The 20,054-nt window shown below is 53.4% G+C and carries 10 protein-coding genes and 1 riboswitch; of the genes, 8 read left to right on the top strand and 2 right to left on the bottom strand.

Features of this window, described 5'->3' with window-relative positions; genetic code table 11:
• Nucleotides 1-2,577 (bottom strand): cobyric acid synthase, encoded by a 2,577-nt coding sequence (locus BHW66_RS10960; protein WP_102759459.1) that lies wholly within the window; start codon nucleotides 2,575-2,577, stop codon nucleotides 1-3.
• 337 nt (nucleotides 2,578-2,914) lie between these two features.
• Nucleotides 2,915-3,061, top strand: a riboswitch (cobalamin riboswitch).
• Nucleotides 3,062-3,122: 61 nt separating this feature from the next.
• Between BHW66_RS10960 and BHW66_RS10955 the strand changes: the two genes are divergently transcribed.
• From BHW66_RS10955 to BHW66_RS10945, 3 genes are all read left to right on the top strand, one after another.
• Entirely contained in the window at nucleotides 3,123-5,102 is a 1,980-nt protein-coding gene (locus BHW66_RS10955; protein ID WP_237970306.1) for a TonB-dependent receptor, read from the top strand.
• A gap of 272 nt (nucleotides 5,103-5,374) precedes the next feature.
• A complete protein-coding gene (locus BHW66_RS10950) occupies nucleotides 5,375-7,366 on the top strand; it encodes an extracellular solute-binding protein (RefSeq protein WP_162000323.1) in 1,992 nt (663 codons plus the stop codon).
• A gap of 98 nt (nucleotides 7,367-7,464) precedes the next feature.
• Nucleotides 7,465-9,807, top strand: coding sequence for a beta-galactosidase (locus BHW66_RS10945; protein ID WP_102758558.1), 2,343 nt, complete (start codon nucleotides 7,465-7,467; stop codon nucleotides 9,805-9,807).
• 253 nt (nucleotides 9,808-10,060) lie between these two features.
• On the opposite strand, the gene BHW66_RS10940 is transcribed toward BHW66_RS10945, so the two are convergent.
• Nucleotides 10,061-10,663, bottom strand: coding sequence for a porin family protein (locus BHW66_RS10940; protein WP_161994102.1), 603 nt, complete (start codon nucleotides 10,661-10,663; stop codon nucleotides 10,061-10,063).
• Between the two features lie 147 nt (nucleotides 10,664-10,810).
• On the opposite strand from BHW66_RS10940, the gene BHW66_RS10935 reads away from it, so the two are divergent.
• From BHW66_RS10935 to BHW66_RS10915, 5 genes are all read left to right on the top strand, one after another.
• Nucleotides 10,811-12,139, top strand: a complete 1,329-nt coding sequence (locus BHW66_RS10935) for an amidohydrolase (RefSeq protein ID WP_046435845.1) — start codon at nucleotides 10,811-10,813, stop codon at nucleotides 12,137-12,139.
• Between the two features lie 132 nt (nucleotides 12,140-12,271).
• Nucleotides 12,272-13,666 (top strand): dihydrolipoyl dehydrogenase, encoded by a 1,395-nt coding sequence (lpdA, locus tag BHW66_RS10930; RefSeq protein WP_046435684.1) that lies wholly within the window; start codon nucleotides 12,272-12,274, stop codon nucleotides 13,664-13,666.
• 1,426 nt (nucleotides 13,667-15,092) lie between these two features.
• The gene (locus tag BHW66_RS10925) at nucleotides 15,093-17,912 is read left to right on the top strand and encodes a type I restriction endonuclease subunit R (RefSeq protein WP_046435682.1); all 2,820 of its coding nucleotides are present in this window, start codon (nucleotides 15,093-15,095) and stop codon (nucleotides 17,910-17,912) included.
• A gap of 20 nt (nucleotides 17,913-17,932) precedes the next feature.
• Nucleotides 17,933-18,316 (top strand): four helix bundle protein, encoded by a 384-nt coding sequence (locus tag BHW66_RS10920; RefSeq protein ID WP_046435680.1) that lies wholly within the window; start codon nucleotides 17,933-17,935, stop codon nucleotides 18,314-18,316.
• A 27-nt stretch (nucleotides 18,317-18,343) separates the two neighbouring features.
• On the top strand, nucleotides 18,344-19,888 hold the full coding sequence (locus BHW66_RS10915) for a type I restriction-modification system subunit M (protein WP_046435678.1): 1,545 nt from the start codon (nucleotides 18,344-18,346) through the stop codon (nucleotides 19,886-19,888).
• Nucleotides 19,889-20,054: the final 166 nt, after the last annotated feature.

Here is a 20,054-nt window from a genome sequence, read left to right as displayed (position 1 = left end):
TCAGCGTTTCAGTTGGAGAGCTCGGTAAATGGTTTTCAGGTCCAGATGTTTCCGGACCACGTCCGCCAGGCGGTCCAGCGCTCCGTCCAGGTCATAGGCGGTGTGCAGGGCTGGGTTGGCTTTCAGTCCTGAATCTTTCCTGACCATGTTGATGAATGCGCGGCGGAATTGGTCTCCGTCCAGCATGCCGTGCAGATACGTGGCCCAGATACGGCCTTTGCCGTAGCCGCAGGGGGAGCCGTCTTCCCGGAACATGACGGGGGGGCTGGATTCTTGATGGCTGGTGACGCCATGGTGGATTTCATAACCTGCGGCGGGAACGGGCAGCGGCGTGTTTGCCCGGCGTACGTTGATCAGGGTTTTGGCTGAGGAGAAGGTGGTGGAAAGTTCCAGCAGCCCCAGTCCTGGCGTGCGCTCCTCCGGGGATTCCATGTGCAGCGGGTCCAGAATGTCCGTCCCCAGCATTTGCAGCCCTCCGCAGACGCCCAGAAGCCACTTTCCCTTTTCGGCATGACGGCGGATGGGTTCTTCCAGCCCGGCGGAACGGAGAGAGGCCAGGTCCGCAGCCACGCTTTTAGTGCCGGGCAGAATGACCAGGTCCGGATTTCCCCATTCCTCCCGTGTCCGCACCTGGCGGAGCCGGACGTCCGGCTCCGCCGCCAGAGGGGCGAAGTCCGTGAAGTTGGAGACGTGGGCGGGCATGACTACGGCCACATCCAGGCAATCCGCATGTTTCCCGTGCTCCCCGTGGCCAGAGGGCAGCGTGGCGCGGTCTTCTTCCGGAATGTTGATGTCCCGCATCATCGGGATGACGCCCAGCACAGGCTTGCCCGTACGGTTCCGCATGTAGCTGTGCGCCGGGGCCAGCAGATCCGGATCTCCTCGAAATTTGTTGACCACGAACCCCGCCAGCAGTTCTTTTTCCCACGGGGCGAATGTCATCCACGTTCCCAGAAAGGAGGCGTACACTCCGCCACGGTCAATGTCCCCGGCGAGCAGGACTCTGGCACGCGCGTAGCGGGCCATGTTCATGTTGACCACGTCTGCTGATTTCAGATTGATTTCTCCGGGGCTTCCGGCCCCTTCCAGGCAGAGGAGTTCATATTCGTCCGCCAGGGAATCGTATGCTTTGCATACGTCCGGCCAGAAGCGCCTTTTAGCCGTGAAGTATTCCCGCGCGTCCATGCGGCCTACGGAGCGCCCCATCACGATCACCTGGGAGCCGGTATTGGAATGGGGCTTGAGAAGAATGGGGTTCATTCTGGCATCCGGATCAATGCGGCAGGCCTGGGCCTGCACCAGCTGGGCGCGGCCCATTTCCTCTCCCAGCGCAGTTACGCCGGAGTTGAGAGCCATGTTCTGCGCCTTGAACGGCGCCACGTGATAGCCGTCCTGAAGGAAAATGCGGCACAGGGCTGCCGTGAGAACGCTTTTTCCTGCATCGGAGCAGGTGCCCTGAATCATCAGGGCCGGTTTGGGAGCCTTACGGATAATGGAGGGGCCGTTTCCCGCCAGTTCGGCGCGCAGAGCTTCCGCCAGCAGAGCGTGTTCCTCCGGCGTGCGGACGCCGGAGCGCAACCAGCCGCCCGTTTCCAGCCCCGGATAATTGGAACAGTCGCGCAGCGCGATACCGTATTTTTTCAGGAGCCGGGCTGCCAGGCCATGAGGCGCCCCCGCCAGGCGGAAGAGAAGGAAGTTGGCCTCGGACGGGAGTACGGCGGAGCCCGGCAGGGAGGAGAGCCTGCGGAACAGGTCGTCCCGGCGTTCCCGGTTCCGGGCGCGTTCCCTGTCTGCCCAGGAGGAGGGCTGTGCCAGCACGGCCTTCACCGCTGCCGCCGCAAAGGCATTCACGTTCCAGGCGGGCAGGGATTGCCGCAGCCGCTCCGCGAGCGGAGCGGCACAGATGGAAAAACCGCACCGGACGCCGGCCATGCCGTAAAATTTGGTCAGGGAGCGCAGAACCACCAGGTTGGGAAGGAGGGCCGCTTCACGGAGCAGTGATTCCGCTCCTTGTACGTAATCCATGAAAGATTCGTCAATGATCCAGAGGACTTCGGGGCGGCTCTGGACAACCCTGTGCAGGGCCGCTGCGTCCAGCAGGCCGCCGGACGGATTGCTGGGATTTGCCAGAAAAACAGCGCTTCCGTCTGCGGCCTGTTCCTCCAGACGGCAAAGAGACGGGAGGAAGGAATTTCGTTCCTCCGTCCGGATGGAAAGAACATCCGTGCCGTGGCGCAGGCAGGCCAGCCTGTATTCGGAAAAAGCGGGTTCCGGAATGACGGCCTGTTTAAGGTTTAATGCGCGCGGAAGAGCGTGAATGAGTTCATTGGCCCCGTTTCCAAATACGAAGCAGCCGGAAGGAAGCCCGTAATGAACCGCCGCCAGTTCCCGCAGATCCGCCGCATCCGGAGAAGGGTAGGGTACTGCGTTTTCCATGGCCTTCCACAATGCTGAAACGATGAACTCCGGCATACCTTCCGGCCTCAGGTTGACGCTGAAGTCCAAAATATCCCGTTCCGGGCGGCAGGCCTCCTCCGCCAGGGATTTTAAATCTCCGCCATGTGAAAAAACGTTCATGCCACAGTAATTGGAACCGGCGTACCGAAGGGCTGCCCGCGCCGGAGAAAAAAAGGAAGCGCCTTGCAAGTTCGGAATTCCACGTAGCCGGAAGCTTCGCCGGAGACGGGAAATCTTCCCTGTTGCGGGAACGTGGGAACAAGGAGCGTCATGAGCGCATCATGTCCTGTATGCGCCGGGAGTGACAAGACAAAAATGGAAAGCCCCGTGAGGAAAAGAGGGATGGAGAACAATACGCTGAAAAGGGAAAACGACTGCAATTCATCTGGATGTTCAAAGAAAAATTTTTTTGTCTTGTCATACCGGTCTCTTTGGTATTTCATCCGTCCCATGAACCCTTATGGGAAGGGTTACAGACCTCAGGGACGCCCGTAGCCGGGCAGGAAATAAATGGGGAATACCGGTGTGAGTCCGGAGCGGTACCGCCACTGTAAGCGAGCCTGCCTCGCAAGCCAGAAAACCAGCCTGTGAGGTTGTCCAACTGTTCGGCGAGTTACCGAACGTAAGGCACTACAACCATGCTTTATACGAAGAAAGCCCTTCAAATGGGCGCAATTGCTGTTGGCCTTGCCGCATTCGCAGGCCAGTCCTCTCTTGCCGAGTCCGCTAAAAAGGAAGACTCCAAGCCCTCCGTCAGGACGGAAACCATGCAGGTTATGCCGGAACTGACTATGGCATCCCACTTTGTGGGCGTGCCGTACAACCGGTCTGGAGTGTCCGTTTCCATCATCAATCCGGAAGAATTCCAGAAGGCGGGCATTGAAACCCTGACGGGAGCCCTTTCCCAGACGCCCGGCGTTTTCACGCTGGACGGAGGCGGCACCTGGCAGCGCGGTTCCGTGAGCAACACCGTCATCCGCGGGATGAACAAGGATACCTACACTCTGACCATGGTTGACGGCATGCGCATCAGTGATGCCAACATGTCCGGCAACAAGCTGCTGGGCATCACTAATCTCTTTACGGTGGGCAATGTGGAAGTGGTGAAAGGCGCGCAGGGCGCCGTCTTCGGTTCCGGCGCCATTGGAGGCGTCGTCGCGATGGATACTCCGGAGGGGGAAGGCGATCCCGTAACCAGGATTTTTGCGGAGGCCGGTTCTTTCGGCTCTTTCAACAGCTATGTCACTTCCTCCGGCAAGATCAAGAAGCTTTCCTATTTTGTAGGCGTTGGGTTTGAAACTACGGAAAACGATCCGTCAATCTATCCGTCCATTTATGACAACAGGACAGGCATGAACGATTTCCGCCAGTGGCAGGAAGCCGTGCGCCTGGGCTATGACATCAATGACAAGGTGAAGGTGAGCTTTACCTATCGCCGCCTGGATTCCTACTTTGAATATCCCACGCCTTATGTGGATTATAACCAGTGGCCTTCCGTTCCGGATCCCCATCTGTACAATACGGAAGACAAGAACCGCAGCAATCTGGTGACAGGACGTGTGGATGCGGAAATTTCCAAGCTGTGGTCCACCAGCTTCATGGTGGGGCATTACAACATGGACTATTCCTGCCATACTCCCGGATTTGATTTCCAGCCCAATGTGATGCGCAACCGCCGTTTTCAGGCGGAGTGGCGTAATGCGCTGACGTGGAACAAGGAATGGAAAACCATCGCCGGCATGGCCTGGGACCGTTCCGACTACATGAGCGAAAACAATTACGTTGCCAAGGATGAATGGCAGAGCACGCTTGCCTTCTTTGCGGAGCAAATGTGGTCACCCACGGACAGCTTTGACGCCAGCGTGGCCCTGCGCCTGGAACATGATTCCGTCTGGAACAATCATTTTACGTGGCGTTATTCCAATTCCTGGAAAGTGACGGGCAAGGATTCCCCCACCCGTATTTTCGGTTCCGTGGGTTCCGGTTTCCGCGCGCCCACCTATTTTGAGCAGTATGCGGCCAATTATGGTTATGTTGGCAACCCTGATCTGGATGTGTCCAAGTCCCTGGGCGGCGATCTGGGGGTGGAACAGCGTCTGGCGGACGGCCATTATGCTTCCGTGACGGGCTTCTGGACCCGTATCGACGATGAAATCGGCACCATGAGCGTAGGTACCTGGCCTAATTCCTATACCACTTACACCAATTATTCCCACTGCACTTCCTACGGCGTGGAAGTGGCGTTCAAGGGACAGTTCAAGGACGCGTGGAACAGCGGCTATTATGCCAATTACACCTTCACGATGCCCAAGCGCGATTCCATCGGCAAATACGAAACCATTCAGATGGCCAATACCGCCCGCCACACCATCAACGCAGAGGTTTATACCTCCCCGGTTGAAAAGCTGACGGTCGGCTTCGGCGTAACGGCCGCCATGGGACGCACGGATTACAATTATGCCCGTCTGGACAATTTCTTTACGGCGCGCCTGTTTGCCCGTTACCAGGCAACGGACAATGTGTCCCTCCATGTGCGTCTGGAAAACCTGTTTGACCAGAAGTTCATCATGACGAATGATTATAACTTCGGCCCGCGTGAAGCCCGTGGATTCGGAATCTTCGGCGGTGTGACGGTCGAATTCTAAGTTCCTTTCAATATTAATTGTTGATTGCTCCCCCATCTTCCGTCTTGCGGACTGTTTCAGGCGAAGTGAACGGTTCCGCGCGGAAGATGGGTTTTCTGTTTTCCGTAGTTTCCGGAATCGGTTAACATGTGGCGGCCATCTGAGTTGTGTTGCGCTGGATATCCATACTGGGGGCATTGGCCCTTTCCGTCTTTCTGGGAGGTGTCTTTTACTTTTCCCAGCGTGAGAAGAATGTTTGGCATGAATTTTCCGGCCGGATGGACGGCAGGGGGATGCCTGCCGTATTTGACGGTTTTGTGGAACGCTGGAACAGGGCCGTGGAACGGGAGCTGCGCCGTGAATTGGCTGAAGGGGAGAGGAAGGAAAAACTTCTGGTCGTTTCCCGCGGGGAAGGGGACGGCCGGCGTTTGGCGGAACAGGCTCGTTCCGTGGAACGCATCAGGAAAAGGCTGTTATTGAAAGACCATATCCGCCTTCTTCCTCTGGAAGACGTTCCGGACGGATTGGAATGGCAAACCGGAATGGAAGAGCCGGATGTGGGTGATCCGCGCGCCGTCAAGGGTGGAAGAGTCCGGTTGTGGATCAATACTCCGTTTCCCGGAACTTTGCGTGCTTTCGGGCCGGGAAGTGAAAATTTTTTCAATTACTCCGCCATTGACAACGTGTGGCTTCCCCTCGTGGGGCTTCATCCGGAAACCTTCCGTCCCATTCCGGGCCTGGCGGACCGCTGGGCCTTGTCCGCAGACGGAAAAACTGTTTTTTATCATCTGGATCCGGAAGCGGCCTATTCGGACGGACGCATCGTGAAAGCGCAGGATTTTCTGCTGAACATTTGCCTCCGTACGTCCGGTTTTGCCCGGGATCCGTTCTGGACAACCCTGTTCCGTTCCATGTATGATCAGATTACGGTATACGGGGATTCCATCATTGCCCTGACGCTGCCGTCCCGCGGGCCGCTGCTGCCTTACATGGCCTGTGCGGATTTTCATCCGGCCCATCCCGGTTTTTACCATGATTTCAACGCTCTGTTTCTGGAACGCTACCAGTGGAAAGTCCCTCCAAATACGGGTGGCTACATGGTTGTTCCCGCTAAAATCCGGATAGGAGAAAGCATTACCCTGGCCCGCGTGAAAAATTGGTGGGCGAAGGACAGGAAGTATTACCGCCATTCCTGCAATGCGGACCAGGTGGAACATGTGTTTGTGAACATGGAAAACAAGGCGGTTGAAATGTTCCGCCGCGGGGAACTGGACATCATGAACGTCCGTAAGCCGGAGGTGTGGGAAACGGGTCTGGAACTGCCGGAAGTGCACCGGGGCTATATAGATAAATACAGTCTGGAAGCCAATTACGCCTGTCCCCCGTACGGACTGTATCTGAATTGCTCGGACAAACTGTTGAAAAATCCGGATATCCGCCGCGGGCTGGCGCATTCCGTGAACATGGGCCTGGTGATTGATACTTTGTTCCGCGGGAATATGAGAAGGCTCGGTTCCTACATGGAGGGGTACGGAGACCTGACTCTTCCGCTGAAAGCTCCGGAATACAGCAAGAAAAAAGCCATGGAATATTTTGCCCGCGCTGGCTACCGGGAAATGGGGACTGACGGCGTGCTGAAAAATGAACGGGGAGAACGGCTGGTGGTGGAACTGACGTTTGCGGATTCATCCGTCCTGATGACCAACGTCTGTTCCATTCTCCGGCAGGAGGCCCTGAAGTGCGGGGTGGACCTGCGTCTGGATTCTCTTACCTACAGTGTCTGTTCCCGTAAGGTTTTTGAAAAACGGTATCAGGCGGCTCTGTGGGCGTGGCCGCTGCAGACGCCGTTCCCACGGCTGTATGAAACATTTTCTTCCGAACTGGCGTATGATGCCCGCGGAAATCCCGTAGGCAATACGAATAATATTATGGCTGTGTCGGACGCTGAACTGGATGCCGCCCTGGATGCGGAACGCAATGCCCCGGATACCGGTTCCCTGAAGCTGACTCTTCACCGTGCCCAGCAGCGTCTTTATGAACTTTGCGTCTGGATTCCCGGCTGGAGGGAACCATACACGCATGTCGCCTGCTGGCGCTGGATACGCTGGCCGGAATCTCCCACCCGGTTCTGTTCCCCCAGAATTTACAATCCGCTGGAATCGCACCTGTACTGGGTGGATGAAGAAATGAAGAAGGAAACGCTGGAGGCTCGGAGCCGTGGCGTACCGTTTGAAGAAAAGCATCAAATAATATATCTTGAAAGACAGGATGGAGCCGTTCCGTAATAAAACCGGGTCACCGTCTCCTTTTTAAATTGAAAGGAGGTGATTTTTCATCATAATCTCCTTCGCATTTACCGTAATTAATTATTAATTCCATAATCATGAAATTATCCTTTTTCTCCGTTCTGCTTCTGGCAGGGCATCTTTGCGTGGCTGCTCCCATGCCTCTGCCGGAATCCAATGACGGAGCCAGGCATGTCTTCTCTACTAATCAGGAAAATTTTTTGATGGACGGAAAGCCCATCAAAATCATTTCCGGGGAAATGCATTATCCTCGCGTGCCGCGCCAACACTGGAAGGACAGGTTCCAGCGCATAAAGGCCATGGGCATGAATACCGTCTGCACTTATCTGTTCTGGAACGTGCACGAACCGGAACCCGGCAAATGGGACTTCTCCGGCAATCTGGATTTTGTGGAATTCATCAAGGAAGCGCAGAAGGCCGGCCTGTGGGTCATTGTGCGTCCCGGGCCCTATGTGTGCGCGGAATGGGAATTCGGCGGATTTCCCGGCTGGCTGCTGAAGGATGAAGATTTGAAAGTCCGTTCCCAGGATCCCCGCTTCCTGGAACCGGCCATGGCTTATCTTAAAAAAGTCTGTTCCATGTTGGAACCTCTGCAGATTACCAAGGGAGGCCCCATCATCATGGCCCAGGTGGAAAATGAATATGGTTCCTATGGTTCTGACAAGGATTACGTGAAAAAGCATCTGGACGTTATCCGGAAGGAACTTCCGGGAGTTGTTCCCTTCACGTCGGACGGCCCGAACGACTGGATGATTAAGAACGGCACGCTTCCGGGCGTTGTTCCCGCCATGAATTTCGGCGGCGGGGCCAAGGGCGCCTTTGCGAATCTGGAGAAGCACAAGGGTAAAACGCCCCGCATCAACGGCGAATTCTGGGTGGGCTGGTTTGACCACTGGGGCAAGCCCAAGAATGGCGGCAGTACGGAAGGTTTCAACCGAGACCTGAAGTGGATGCTGGAAAATAACGTCTCCCCCAACCTCTTCATGGTGCATGGGGGGACCTCCTTCGGCTTCATGAACGGGGCGAACTGGGAAGGCGCCTATACGCCGGATGTAACCAATTACGACTACGGCGCCCCCATTTCCGAAAACGGAACCCTGACGGACCGCTACCGCACCTTCCGCCAGACTATTCAGGATTATTACGGTGATACGTACAAGCTTCCCGAACCTCCCGCCCAGCCGGAAATGATGGAGCTGCCCCCCATCACGTTTACGGAAACGGCCGGCATGTTTTCCCGTCTTCCTCAGCCCTCCATCCGCAAGGAGCCCGTCCACATGGAAGCCCTGGGGCAAAGCCTGGGTTTCATCCTGTACCGGACAAAGGTGCAAGGACCGGTGAAAGGAGAACTGAAGATGAACAACATGCAGGACCGCGCCATCGTTTACGTGGATGGCAAGAGGCAGGGGGCGGCGGATCGCCGTTACAAGCAGGATTCCTGTGATGTGGTGATTCCTTCCGGACTTCATACGGTGGACATTTTTGTGGAAAACATGGGCCGCATCAACTTCGGCGGCCAGATACAGGGCGAGCGCAAGGGCATCCGAGGGCCCATCACGCTGGACGGCAAAAAGCTGGAAAACTTCCTTATCTACAACTTCCCGTGCAAGGGAGTGGAGCTTCTTCCCTTCTCCGGCAAGAAGCCGGCGGGCGACCAGCCCGTGTTCCACCGCGGGTATTTCAACGTTTCCAATCCCAAGGATACCTACCTGGATATGCGGGACGGCTGGAAGAAAGGCGTTGTGTGGGTGAATGGACGCAATCTGGGCCGCTTCTGGTTTATCGGCTCCCAGCAGGCTCTTTATTGCCCCGGAGAATACCTGAAGCCTGGGAAAAATGAAATCGTGGTGCTGGACGTGGACGGAGGTTTCGGCACGGTGAAGGGTGTGAAGGAAGCCATTTATGAAGTCAACAGGGACCCTGCCATGGCGGATGTCTTCCGCGTAGGCAAACCTGTGGCCCCCGCTGCCGGCCAGCTGGTGCACAGGGGTTCCTTCGCCAAGGGGGCAGATCAGCAGGAAATCAAATTCCGCGCTCCCGTCCAGGCCCGTTACATCGCCATTGTCAGTAAAAACGCCCATGACAACGGCCCCCATGCCGCTATTGCGGAGCTGAACTTCCTGGACGCCTCCGGCAACCTGCTTCCCCGCGAACAGTGGTCCGTGGTTTATGCGGATTCCCATGAAACGACGGGGGAAGCCGCCCAGGCGGGCCTGGTGATGGACAACCAGCCCACCACCTACTGGCATACCAAGTGGCAGGGGGACAACCCTCAGCATCCGCACATGATCGTGCTGGATCTGGGCAAGGTGCAGAAACTTTCAGGATTCCGCTACCTGCCGCGCCAGAACAGGGAAAACGGCCGCATCAAGGACTATGAAGTCTATGCGTCTCCCAAGCCGTTCAAGCCTGCCAAGTAAGGTTCTCTGAATTGTTGAACTTTTCAGGGCCGCTTCCTCCAGGATGAGGGGGCGGCCTTGTTGCGTCCGGACATCCCGGAAGAAACAGTCCTCCTTTGCCCGGATAAGAGCCGTTCCGGTTTAAAGATGCGTATCAGCTTTCCGTCCCTTTGTTTCCTGCTGTTGTGCGGGCCGGCATTCCATGCGCAAAAAAAGGCGGCTCCGCAGTATAACGGAGCCGCCGGAAGACCGTAATAAACCTGATAATTGTTTGTTAGAAATTCCAGGAGAAGCCCAGCTTGATGGTGTGGTAGCCGGGGTCATTGTAGCCCTGAATCTGGTAATATTCGTAGCCGAGCACGAAGTCCGCGCTATTGGAGATGCTGAACTTGAAGCCGGCCTGGGCAGCCCAGGAAAACTTGGTGGAGGAAATGGTTCGGGAACGGCTGCCGTCTTCCAGTCCATGAATGGTGGTCTTCACGTCGCCGTAAGTGGCGCCGACTTTGCCGCCCAGATAGAACATGGTGTAGTCGCCGATGGGAAGGTTCAGCGTGTAACCGGCCATCATCGGGATATAGGTGGAACGGAGGCTGGCGGTATAAGGCCCGCTGATGCCCAGGTCCTGCACGCTGGGGTGGTGGGAACCGGCCAGGATGCCGCCGTTCAGGGAAATCTGATGAACAATGCTGCCGGTTTCAATATAGTTGAAAATGCTCAGATTGCCGCCGGCCACGTTGGGCATGGCGTCTTTGGTGGCGATTCCGTAAGCCCCTTCCAGGGACATGCCGAACTGGCCGTCGTACTTGTCGGCATGATAGGCGCTGGCGGAAGACACGGAGGCCGCAAGGGCCAAACCTAACAGTATAGTTTTGTTCATATGGGGATAAATGGTGAATTTAACTGTGGTCCATTCTTGGCAGTTTTCTCTTTTGAAGTCAAACATGAAATGTCAAATGGACGCGAAATCCTCAAACCCGGGGAGATGAAGTTGCCAGAACGCTCCCGGTGGGGTACATTCTGCGCCATGGAACAACAAGCGTGTGATTTGTTGGTGACCGCTTTCCGCATGCTGGGCGGAGCGGAACAGTCCAGCGCTGCCGGAGATGCGGCCGTCGCCGTTCGGGACGGGAAAATTCTGGAAACGGGAAGCGCCGCAGAACTGGAAGCCAGGTGGACGCCCTCCGTTCGCAGGGATTTGGGGAATGCGCTGCTGATGCCGGGGCTGATTAATGCCCATACGCATGTCCCCATGACCTTTTTGCGCGGTTTTGCGGATGACTTGCCGCTGATGGAATGGCTGACCGGGCATATTTTCCCGGTGGAAGCCCGGCTGACGGATAAAATCGTCTCCCTGGGGGCCCGGCTGGGCATGTATGAAATGATGCGGACGGGCACCACGGCGTTTGTAGATTCCTACCTGTTGGAGGCCAATGTCCTCCAGGAAGCGGAACGCATGGGAATGCGCTGTGTTGGCGGGGAAGTCGTTTTTGCTTTTCCCTCTCCGGCATACGGGGGGTGGGATGGTGCGGAAGCCCTGTACCGGGAGCAGGCGGAACGCTTTTCCGGCCGCGGCAGGGTGCAGGTGGCCCTGATGCCGCACAGCGTGTACACTACCAGTGACGAAGTGCTCCGGCGTTCCATGAAGCTGGCGGAGGAACTGGATATGATGCTGCATATCCATCTGTCCGAATCCGCCGGGGAAGTGGAGCAGTGCCGTTCCCTGCACGGAGGAAGGCGCCCCGTGGGCTATGCCCGCGATATGGGGCTGCTGAATGAACGCGCCGTGCTGGCTCATATGGTGGACGTGACGGATGAGGAACTGGAGCTGGTGGCCGCTTCCGGGGCGGCGGTTGTCCATAACCCGGTCAGCAACCTGAAACTGGCGTCCGGCTTCGCCCGCGTGCGGGATATGGTGCAGGCCGGCGTTCCCGTCTCTCTGGGAACGGACGGAGCGTGCAGCAACAACAGTCTGGATATGTTTGAAACAATGAAGCTGGCCGCTATTCTTGCCAAGGGGTACAGCGGTGACGCTACTGCGCTCCCCGCCATGCAGGCGTTGAAGATGGCTACGGCGGAGGGCGCCCGCATTTTCCGGACGCCGGGGTTGGGAACACTGGTTCCGGGAGCTCCCGCGGATATGATCGCGCTGAACCTGGATGAACCGAATCTGTGCCCGATGTTCAACGAGACATCCCATGCCGTTTATGCATCTTCCGGCAAGGATTGCGTGTTCACCATGGTGGAAGGGAAAATTTTGTATGACCATGGAATTTACACGGATGGCCTGTATGCGGATACCGCCGCGGAAATGCGGGACCTGGTGGAGTGGGTGAAGGGGGGCAATGATAGTTAAGAGTTAATAGTGATTGGCTAATAGTTGTCGTGCTGTTGCCTGTTAACTGTTCTCCGGGAACGGCCCCCCTGAGTCGGCGCATGCTCATATTCCTTCTTTACCCGCAAGGGGGGATGCCTTTATAGTAATTTCATGCAATATGATCTCATCGTCATTGGTGGAGGCCCTGCCGGCTATGTGGGCGCCATCCGCGCCGCCCAGCTGGGGAAATCCGTGGTGTGCGTGGAACGCGAGCGGGTAGGGGGCACCTGTCTGAACTGGGGTTGCATTCCCACCAAGGCGCTTCTGAAGAACGCGGAGGCCTACCTGACTGTAACGGCCCGTGCCAGGGAATTCGGCATGACGGTGGAGGGCGTCAGCGTGGATTGGAGCGAAGTGATCGGCCGTTCCCGCAAGGTCAGCGACCGCCTGGCCGGCGGCGTGGGGTTCCTGTTCAAGAAAAATAAGGTGGATTCCGTTACGGGGGAAGCCTCCATCATTTCTCCCGGCAGGGTGGAAGTAAAGGCCGCCGACGGGACGGTGAATGTTCTGGAGGGAAAGAATATCCTGGTCTGTACCGGCTGCGTCACCCGCACGGTGCCCAGCCTCCCCCTGAACGGCACTACCGTCATCGGCTCCAGGGAAGCCATGGTGCTGGAAAAGCGGCCTGAAAGCATGATCATCATTGGTTCCGGAGCCATCGGCACGGAATTTGCCTACATTTACAATTCATTCGGCACCAGAGTGACGCTTATTGAAGCGCTTCCCCGGATGCTTCCCAATGAAGACGACGACTCCTGCATGACGCTGGAACGCGCATTCAAGAAGCAGGGCATCAAGGTGATGACGGGAGCCTCCGTGGAATCCGTTGCGGAAACCTGTGACGGACAGGTCAAGGCCAGCGTGAAAAACAGCAGGGGACAGGAAGAGGAAATCACGGCGGATGTCTGCCTGGTGGCCATCGGCGTGAAGCCGGTTGTTCCCGCCGCGCCCGGCCTGGACCTGGAGCTGACGGAAAAGGGATTCATCAAGGTGAATGACCGCTATGCGACTTCCATACCCGGCGTGTATGCGGCAGGCGATGTGATCGGCGGCGTGCTGCTGGCGCATACGGCTTCTTTTGAAGCTGTGCAGGCAGTAGAAGGCATGTTTAATCCGGACTATCAGCCCAGGCAGGTGGGCTTTTTCCCGAGCTGCACATATTGCTACCCGCAGGTGGCTTCCGTAGGTAAAACGGAACGCGCCCTCAAAGAGGCGGGCGTGGAATACAAGGTGGGGAAATTCCCCTTCCAGGCCATTGGCAAGGCTGTAGCCGCCGGAGAACCGGACGGTTTCGTAAAAACCCTGTACGGCGCCAAAAACGGAGAACTCCTGGGCGCCCACATCGTGGGGCCGGAAGCCACGGAGCTGATTGCCGTGCTGGGCATCGGCATTCAGGCGGAACTGACGGACGAGGACATCCATGCCACCATTTTCGCCCATCCCACGCTGTCTGAGGCCATCCATGAATCCATGCTGGCTTCCGAGGGAATCGCCATCCACATGTAACGGTTTTCAATGGGAGTCCCCGGAGGGGGCTCCCATTGATTCCTTTATCCTGTAAAGGATGAATATCAATCTGCGTTGGAAAAAGACGCTAAAGGGTGAATTTGTTGATGACGGCTACAGTCCAGCAGTTCCCGTGAAGACTCAGATAGGCTTTGAGCTGGTTCAATAGTCAATGTAGATGGTCGGCTGCAAGCCCAGGAAGGCCGCAATTTGCTTGTACATACTTGCGGTGATTCCATTGCGGAGGAAGCGATTTTCCTGATTAATGAGAAATTTTCCCCATGCCGACCCGGTATGCGGGAAATATGAACATGATGGCGGAGCGGGAGGGAAAGAAGATATTGGGCAAATAAACAATCATAATGGCTCATGTATTTGTAATTGTGCGGTTTAGCGATTTTGCGTGAAATATCAACAATTGTTAACGCTATTTTGACGTCACCAAAATTGGGTGTACTTTTGGGTGCAAACAATTTTACACGCCATTGATTATGAACATAAAAAGAATCGTAAATTTTAAATTAGAACAGCGAAAGAAGAAAGGTATTGCCGTTACGGAGAATGTGCCCATTCGCATGAGTCTGACATTCGACGGCAACCGCATAGAGTTTTCTACCGGCTAAAGGAGAAAGCCGTCAAAGCCGGAATCAGCATAGCGGAATTGCTCCGTATTGGTGCCTTCAAGCTCTCGATTGTTGAACGTCTCACCGACTTCGAGCGTGATGCTATACGCGAACTGATGTACCAAGGAAAGAATCTCAATGACCAAGTAAAGGCTTGTTAGGCCAATGCAGGGCCATCGACGAGACGCAAAGCCGAGGTTTGTCTCGACGGAATTTTAGCCATTCTCGGTAAGTTGAAATTCCAAAATTCCGCATTGTTATGATAGCGAAAATACTATGCAGCGGCGGAGTCGGCGATATTGTCGGCTACGTCATGCGGGAGAAACACAATAAGGAAAAGTACACCGCTGACACATGGTGGCTGATAGTGTGACCAACCATAAATGCCCGTAAGGGTCATTTGTCCCATGTGAAACACTCCCGCCATGAAACGGACATCATCAAATCTTTAATTCGCCGCCATGAGCAGCGTTCACAAGCCGACACCACCTTCTCGTACTATTATCCCACCACCCCTTAATCCCGACCAATGCCACCGAAAACACTCCATCGTTGCCGGTGGCATTCTATGTTTTCATTAGCCTCTCGTTTATAGTCATATGTTTCTCAACATATTTCGATTGCCATGTCAGAAAAAATCGCTAATCTTGCAATATAGTAACCTTAAGATTCTGAAGATGACTGAAACGGTTAAAGCATAACGGAAACGATTCCACAAAACCAAACAAACTCCAAAGCTCCTAAGCAGTCGTTACAGGCTCGGTCAGCCTTCAGAAAACTGCCCGGAGTTTTATTATTTTTAGATGCCACTTACTCAAAGCGAAGATGCACTGGAAAAAGGCTTGATAAAAACCCTCACTGATATGGCGTATGAATACGTTGAAATCAATGAGGAAACCAACCTTATATCCAATTTCAAACGACAGTTGGAAAAACATAATGCCAAGGAGCTTGCGTCGCATGGCAGAACGGAGCTTACAGATAATGAGTTCAATAAGGTCATGCTCTATCTTGAAGGCGGCACTACGTTTGAGAAAGCCAAGAAATTGCGGGATTTGTTGCCATTGGAGCTTAACAATGGACAGCGTGTATGGCTTGAATTTCTCAACCGTCACAAATGGTGTCAGAATGAATTTCAAGTTTCCAATCAGATTACGGTAGAAGGTCGCCGTCAGTGTCGCTATGATGTTACCATACTGATCAACGGCCTGCCTCTGGTGCAGATTGAGTTGAAGAAACGGGGTGTGGAACTGAAACAGGCATATAATCAGGTTCAACGCTATCACAAGACATCGTTCCACGGTCTATTCAACTATATTCAGATTTTTGTGATTTCCAACGGCGTGAATACCCGCTATTTCGCCAATAACCCCAATAGCGGTTATAAGTTCACGTTTAATTGGACTGACAGGAGAAACAATCCGTTCAATCAACTCAGCCTTTTCGCCGCTGAATTCTTCGACCCGTGTACACTTGGCAAAATCATCAGTAAATATATCGTGCTACATGAGGGTGATAAATGCCTCATGGTTCTGCGTCCATATCAATACTACGCCGTAGAGGAGATTCTTGACCGGGTTGTCAACAGCAACGACAACGGGTATATCTGGCACACAACCGGCGCGGGAAAGACTTTAACATCATTTAAGGCGGCACAACTCGTTTCGGAGGTCGATGAAATAGACAAGGTGCTTTTTGTCGTTGACCGTCACGACCTCGACACTCAGACACAGGCTGAATATGAAGCCTTTGAACCGGGAGCCGTTGATGGCACGGACAATACCAAGGAGCTTATCCGCCGTCTCGACAGCGATGCAAAAATCATAATCACCACAATTCAAAAGCTGAATTGCGCAGTCACAAAAGACTATTACAACAGACATATTCAGGATGTGCGCAATAAAAAGGTCGTGATGATTTTTGATGAGTGCCACCGAAGCCATTTCGGTGAAAGTCACAAAAATATTGTGAATTTTTTCAAAAATCTTCAAATATTCGGCTTCACAGGCACGCCGATATTCGTCGAGAACTCGAAAAATGACCGTACAACCAAAGAAATCTTCGGCAACTGCCTGCATAAGTATCTGATTAAAGATGCTATTGCCGATGACAATGTATTAGGCTTTCTTGTTGAATATTACACCGGAAACGCAGAACTTGACCTTGAAAGCGAGAGCCGTATGCGTGAAGTTGCAAGGTTTATCCTTAACAACTTCAATAAATCCACTTTTGATGGCGAATACAACGCTTTGTTTGCGGTTCAGTCAGTGCCGATGCTTTTGCGTTACTACAAAATTTTTAAGGAATTAAATCCCGATATCAAAATCGGTGCGATATTTACATACGCAGCAAACGGCAGTCAGGATGATGAAGCCACCGGCATGAACCGGGGGTTCGCAAATTTGAAAGTCGCTGCCGATGAGATGCAGGAAATCATAAATGACTACAACAAAAACTTCGGCACATCCCACTCGGTAGAAAACTTCGGACTCTATTATGATGATATCAACAAGAGGATGAAGAAGAAAGACCCGAAGATGAAGCCTTTGGACTTGTTGCTTGTCGTCGGGATGTTCCTTACAGGTTTCGATGCTAAGAAGCTCAACACTCTTTATGTCGATAAAAATCTTGAATACCATGGGCTGTTACAGGCTTTCAGCCGCACAAATCGTGTGTTGAACGAGAAAAAGAGATTTGGCAAGGTAATCTGCTTCCGCGACCTCAAAAGCAACGTGGATGCGTCTATAAAGCTGTTCTCCGACAATAATCCTATTGAGGATATAGTGCGACCGCCGTTCAAAGATGTCAAACGTGAATACATTGAAAAGACGGAGCAGTTCCTGTCGAAATATCCGAATGTGGACGAGATAGACAATCTCGAAAGCGAGAACGACAAGGTTGCTTTTGTCCTCGCCTTCCGCGATATAATCAAGAAACACGCTGAAATGCAGATTTATGAGGAATATTCACCTTCGGATATATCGTTCATAATGACAGAGCAGGAGTTTCAGGATTTTCGCAGCAAGTATCTTGACATTGCCCAGAACTTTGGAGCGTCCCCGGCCAAAGTAGCTGCAGAACCTGCCGCCGCTTATGATGACGAAGCCCAGACAACACTTGAAGATATTGACTTCTGCCTCGAACTGCTCCACAGCGATGTCATCAACGTGGCATACATTCTCGCGTTGATTCACGACCTTGACCCGTCAAGCGATGACTACTCGGAAAAACGCCGGGAGATTCTTAACACGATGATTCGTGATGCCGAGATGCGCAGCAAGGCTGAGCTTATCGACGGTTTCATCAGCGAGAATGTCGATGCCAATCAGGATGAATTCCGACGGTCTAAGGCTGACGGCACCATAGATCTTGAATCCCGATTGGTAGAATATGTACGCAAGGCAAAAGACCGCGCCGTCGAGCAACTTGCCAAGGAGGAAGAAATCGACCGGACGGCACTTCATAAATTCATGGAGGAATACGACTATCTCCACCGTGAGAAAGACGAGATACTTCAGGATGCCATCAAGAAAAAGAAACTCGGTCTGAAACAACGCCGTGGCGTTTTCAACCGCATCATTCAAAAACTCCGTAAAATCATAGAAATATATAATTGGGAATAGATGTTTAAAGGTTACAGATTATGGAAGAGAATTGTTTTTCTTTTGAGAATCTGAGAGTTTATCAGGATGCAAGGCAACTCGTTGTGGTAGTTTACCGGCTTTCTTCAAAGTTTCCGCGCACAGAGGCGTTTGCGTTGTGTCAGCAACTGCAAAGATCCATCGTTTCTGTGCCATCGAATATCGCGGAAGGCAGCGGCCACCGTTCTGTCAAAGAGAAAATTCATTTCATCGAAATTGCATATGGCTCTTTGATGGAAGCATATTGCCAGTTAGAGATAGCCTCCGACCTAAGCTATATCACTGCAGCGGAACTGCATGACATTAAGCCTCGCTTCCATGCCCTCTCCCGCCAACTATCGGCATTAGCTAAATCCTTCACCGAAAAACTACCCCCTAACCATTAACCCTTTAATTTCAAAGAAATTAAAACAATGAGCGAGGAACTTCAACAGCAGCTTCGCAGTCAACTTTGGACTGTGGCCAACAACCTTCGCGGCAATATGTCGGCGAGCGATTTTATGTACTTCACCCTCGGATTCATATTCTACAAATACTTGTCAGAGAAGATAGAGATGTATGCCGATGACATATTGTCGGAGGACGGTGTTACATTCAAGGAGGCGTGGGCAAGCGACGATGCCGAGCTAAAAGCCGACATAAAAGATGAGTGTCTGAGCAACCTCGGATACTTCCTCGAACCGGAATTTCTTTTTTCGAGCATAATTGAGGCGATTGACCGCGAAGAGAATATCCTGCCACAGCTTGAACGCTCGCTGAAGAAAATTGAGGACAGCACGGTCGGACAGGACAGCAACGAGGACTTCGGAGGTCTTTTCTCCGACATTGACCTCGCATCACCTAAGTTGGGAAAGTCTGCCGATGATAAAAATACGCTCATATCCAACGTGCTTGTCGCTCTCAACGGCATAGACTTCGGACTTAACGAGGCTTCCGAGATCGACATTCTCGGCGATGCCTACGAGTATATGATAGGTCAGTTTGCCGCCGGTGCCGGCAAAAAGGCCGGTGAGTTTTACACTCCGCAGGAAGTCAGTCAGATTCTCGCCGAGGTAGTAACCACCGGAAAGACACGTCTGCGCGATGTATATGACCCTACTTGCGGTTCCGGCTCCCTTCTTCTGCGGACAGCCCGCAACGGCAATGCCGATACCATTTATGGACAGGAAAAGAATCCCACCACGTTCAACCTTGCCCGAATGAATATGCTGCTTCATGGTGTCAAGTACAAAGATTTCACCATAGAGAACGGCGACACACTCGAAGCGGATGCCTTCCCCGACAGGGAGTTTGATGCCGTAGTTGCAAATCCTCCTTTCTCGGCTCAATGGAGTGCGGCGGAGAAATTCAACTCCGACGACCGTTTCAGCAAGGCGGGTGCATTGGCTCCTAAATCGAAAGCTGACTATGCTTTCATCCTGCACATGATCCATCACCTCAATGATGGTGGCACACTCGCCTGTGTAGCCCCCCACGGGGTCTTGTTCCGTGGCAACGCCGAGGGAAAGATACGCCGTTATCTCATCGAGAACAAGAACTACATTGACGCTATTATCGGTTTGCCCCCAAATATCTTCTACGGCACAGGAATACCCACCTGCATCATCGTAGCCAAGAAATGCCGCAAAGAGGATGATTCCATTCTTTTTATAGATGCGAGCCGGGAGTTTGAGAAAGTTAAGACGCAAAACAAGCTGCGTCCCGAACACATACAGAAGATTGTAGATACTTACCGCAATCGTACTGAAATCGAAAAATACAGCCATCTGGCACCGCTTCAGGAGATAGCCGACAACGATTACAATCTCAACATTCCCCGCTATGTAGATACATTCGAGGAAGAGGAAGAAATCGACATCAAGGCAGTAATGGCGGATATCAAAGAGCTTGAAGCGAAACGTTCCGAACTTGACGCGCAAATCGAGGTATATCTCCGTGAACTCGGAATTGTGGAGTAAGAATCCTTAATGTAGAACCGTAAAGATTGAAAATCCAGATGGCTGACACTGAAAACAACAAAAACTCCAATTCGCCCGCTTCCACATCCGCTCCCGCCCTGCGCTTCCCCGGCTTCACTGAACCGTGGCAAAAATCTCCTCTAAATCATTTTGCGAAAAAAATCAC

The sequence above is a fragment of the Akkermansia sp. 54_46 genome, from assembly GCF_001917295.1.
GTDB classification, from domain to species: Bacteria; Verrucomicrobiota; Verrucomicrobiia; order Verrucomicrobiales; family Akkermansiaceae; genus Akkermansia; species Akkermansia muciniphila.
The sequence above is the reverse complement of the archived record's forward strand: the minus strand, read 5'-3'. Positions and strand labels throughout refer to the sequence as shown.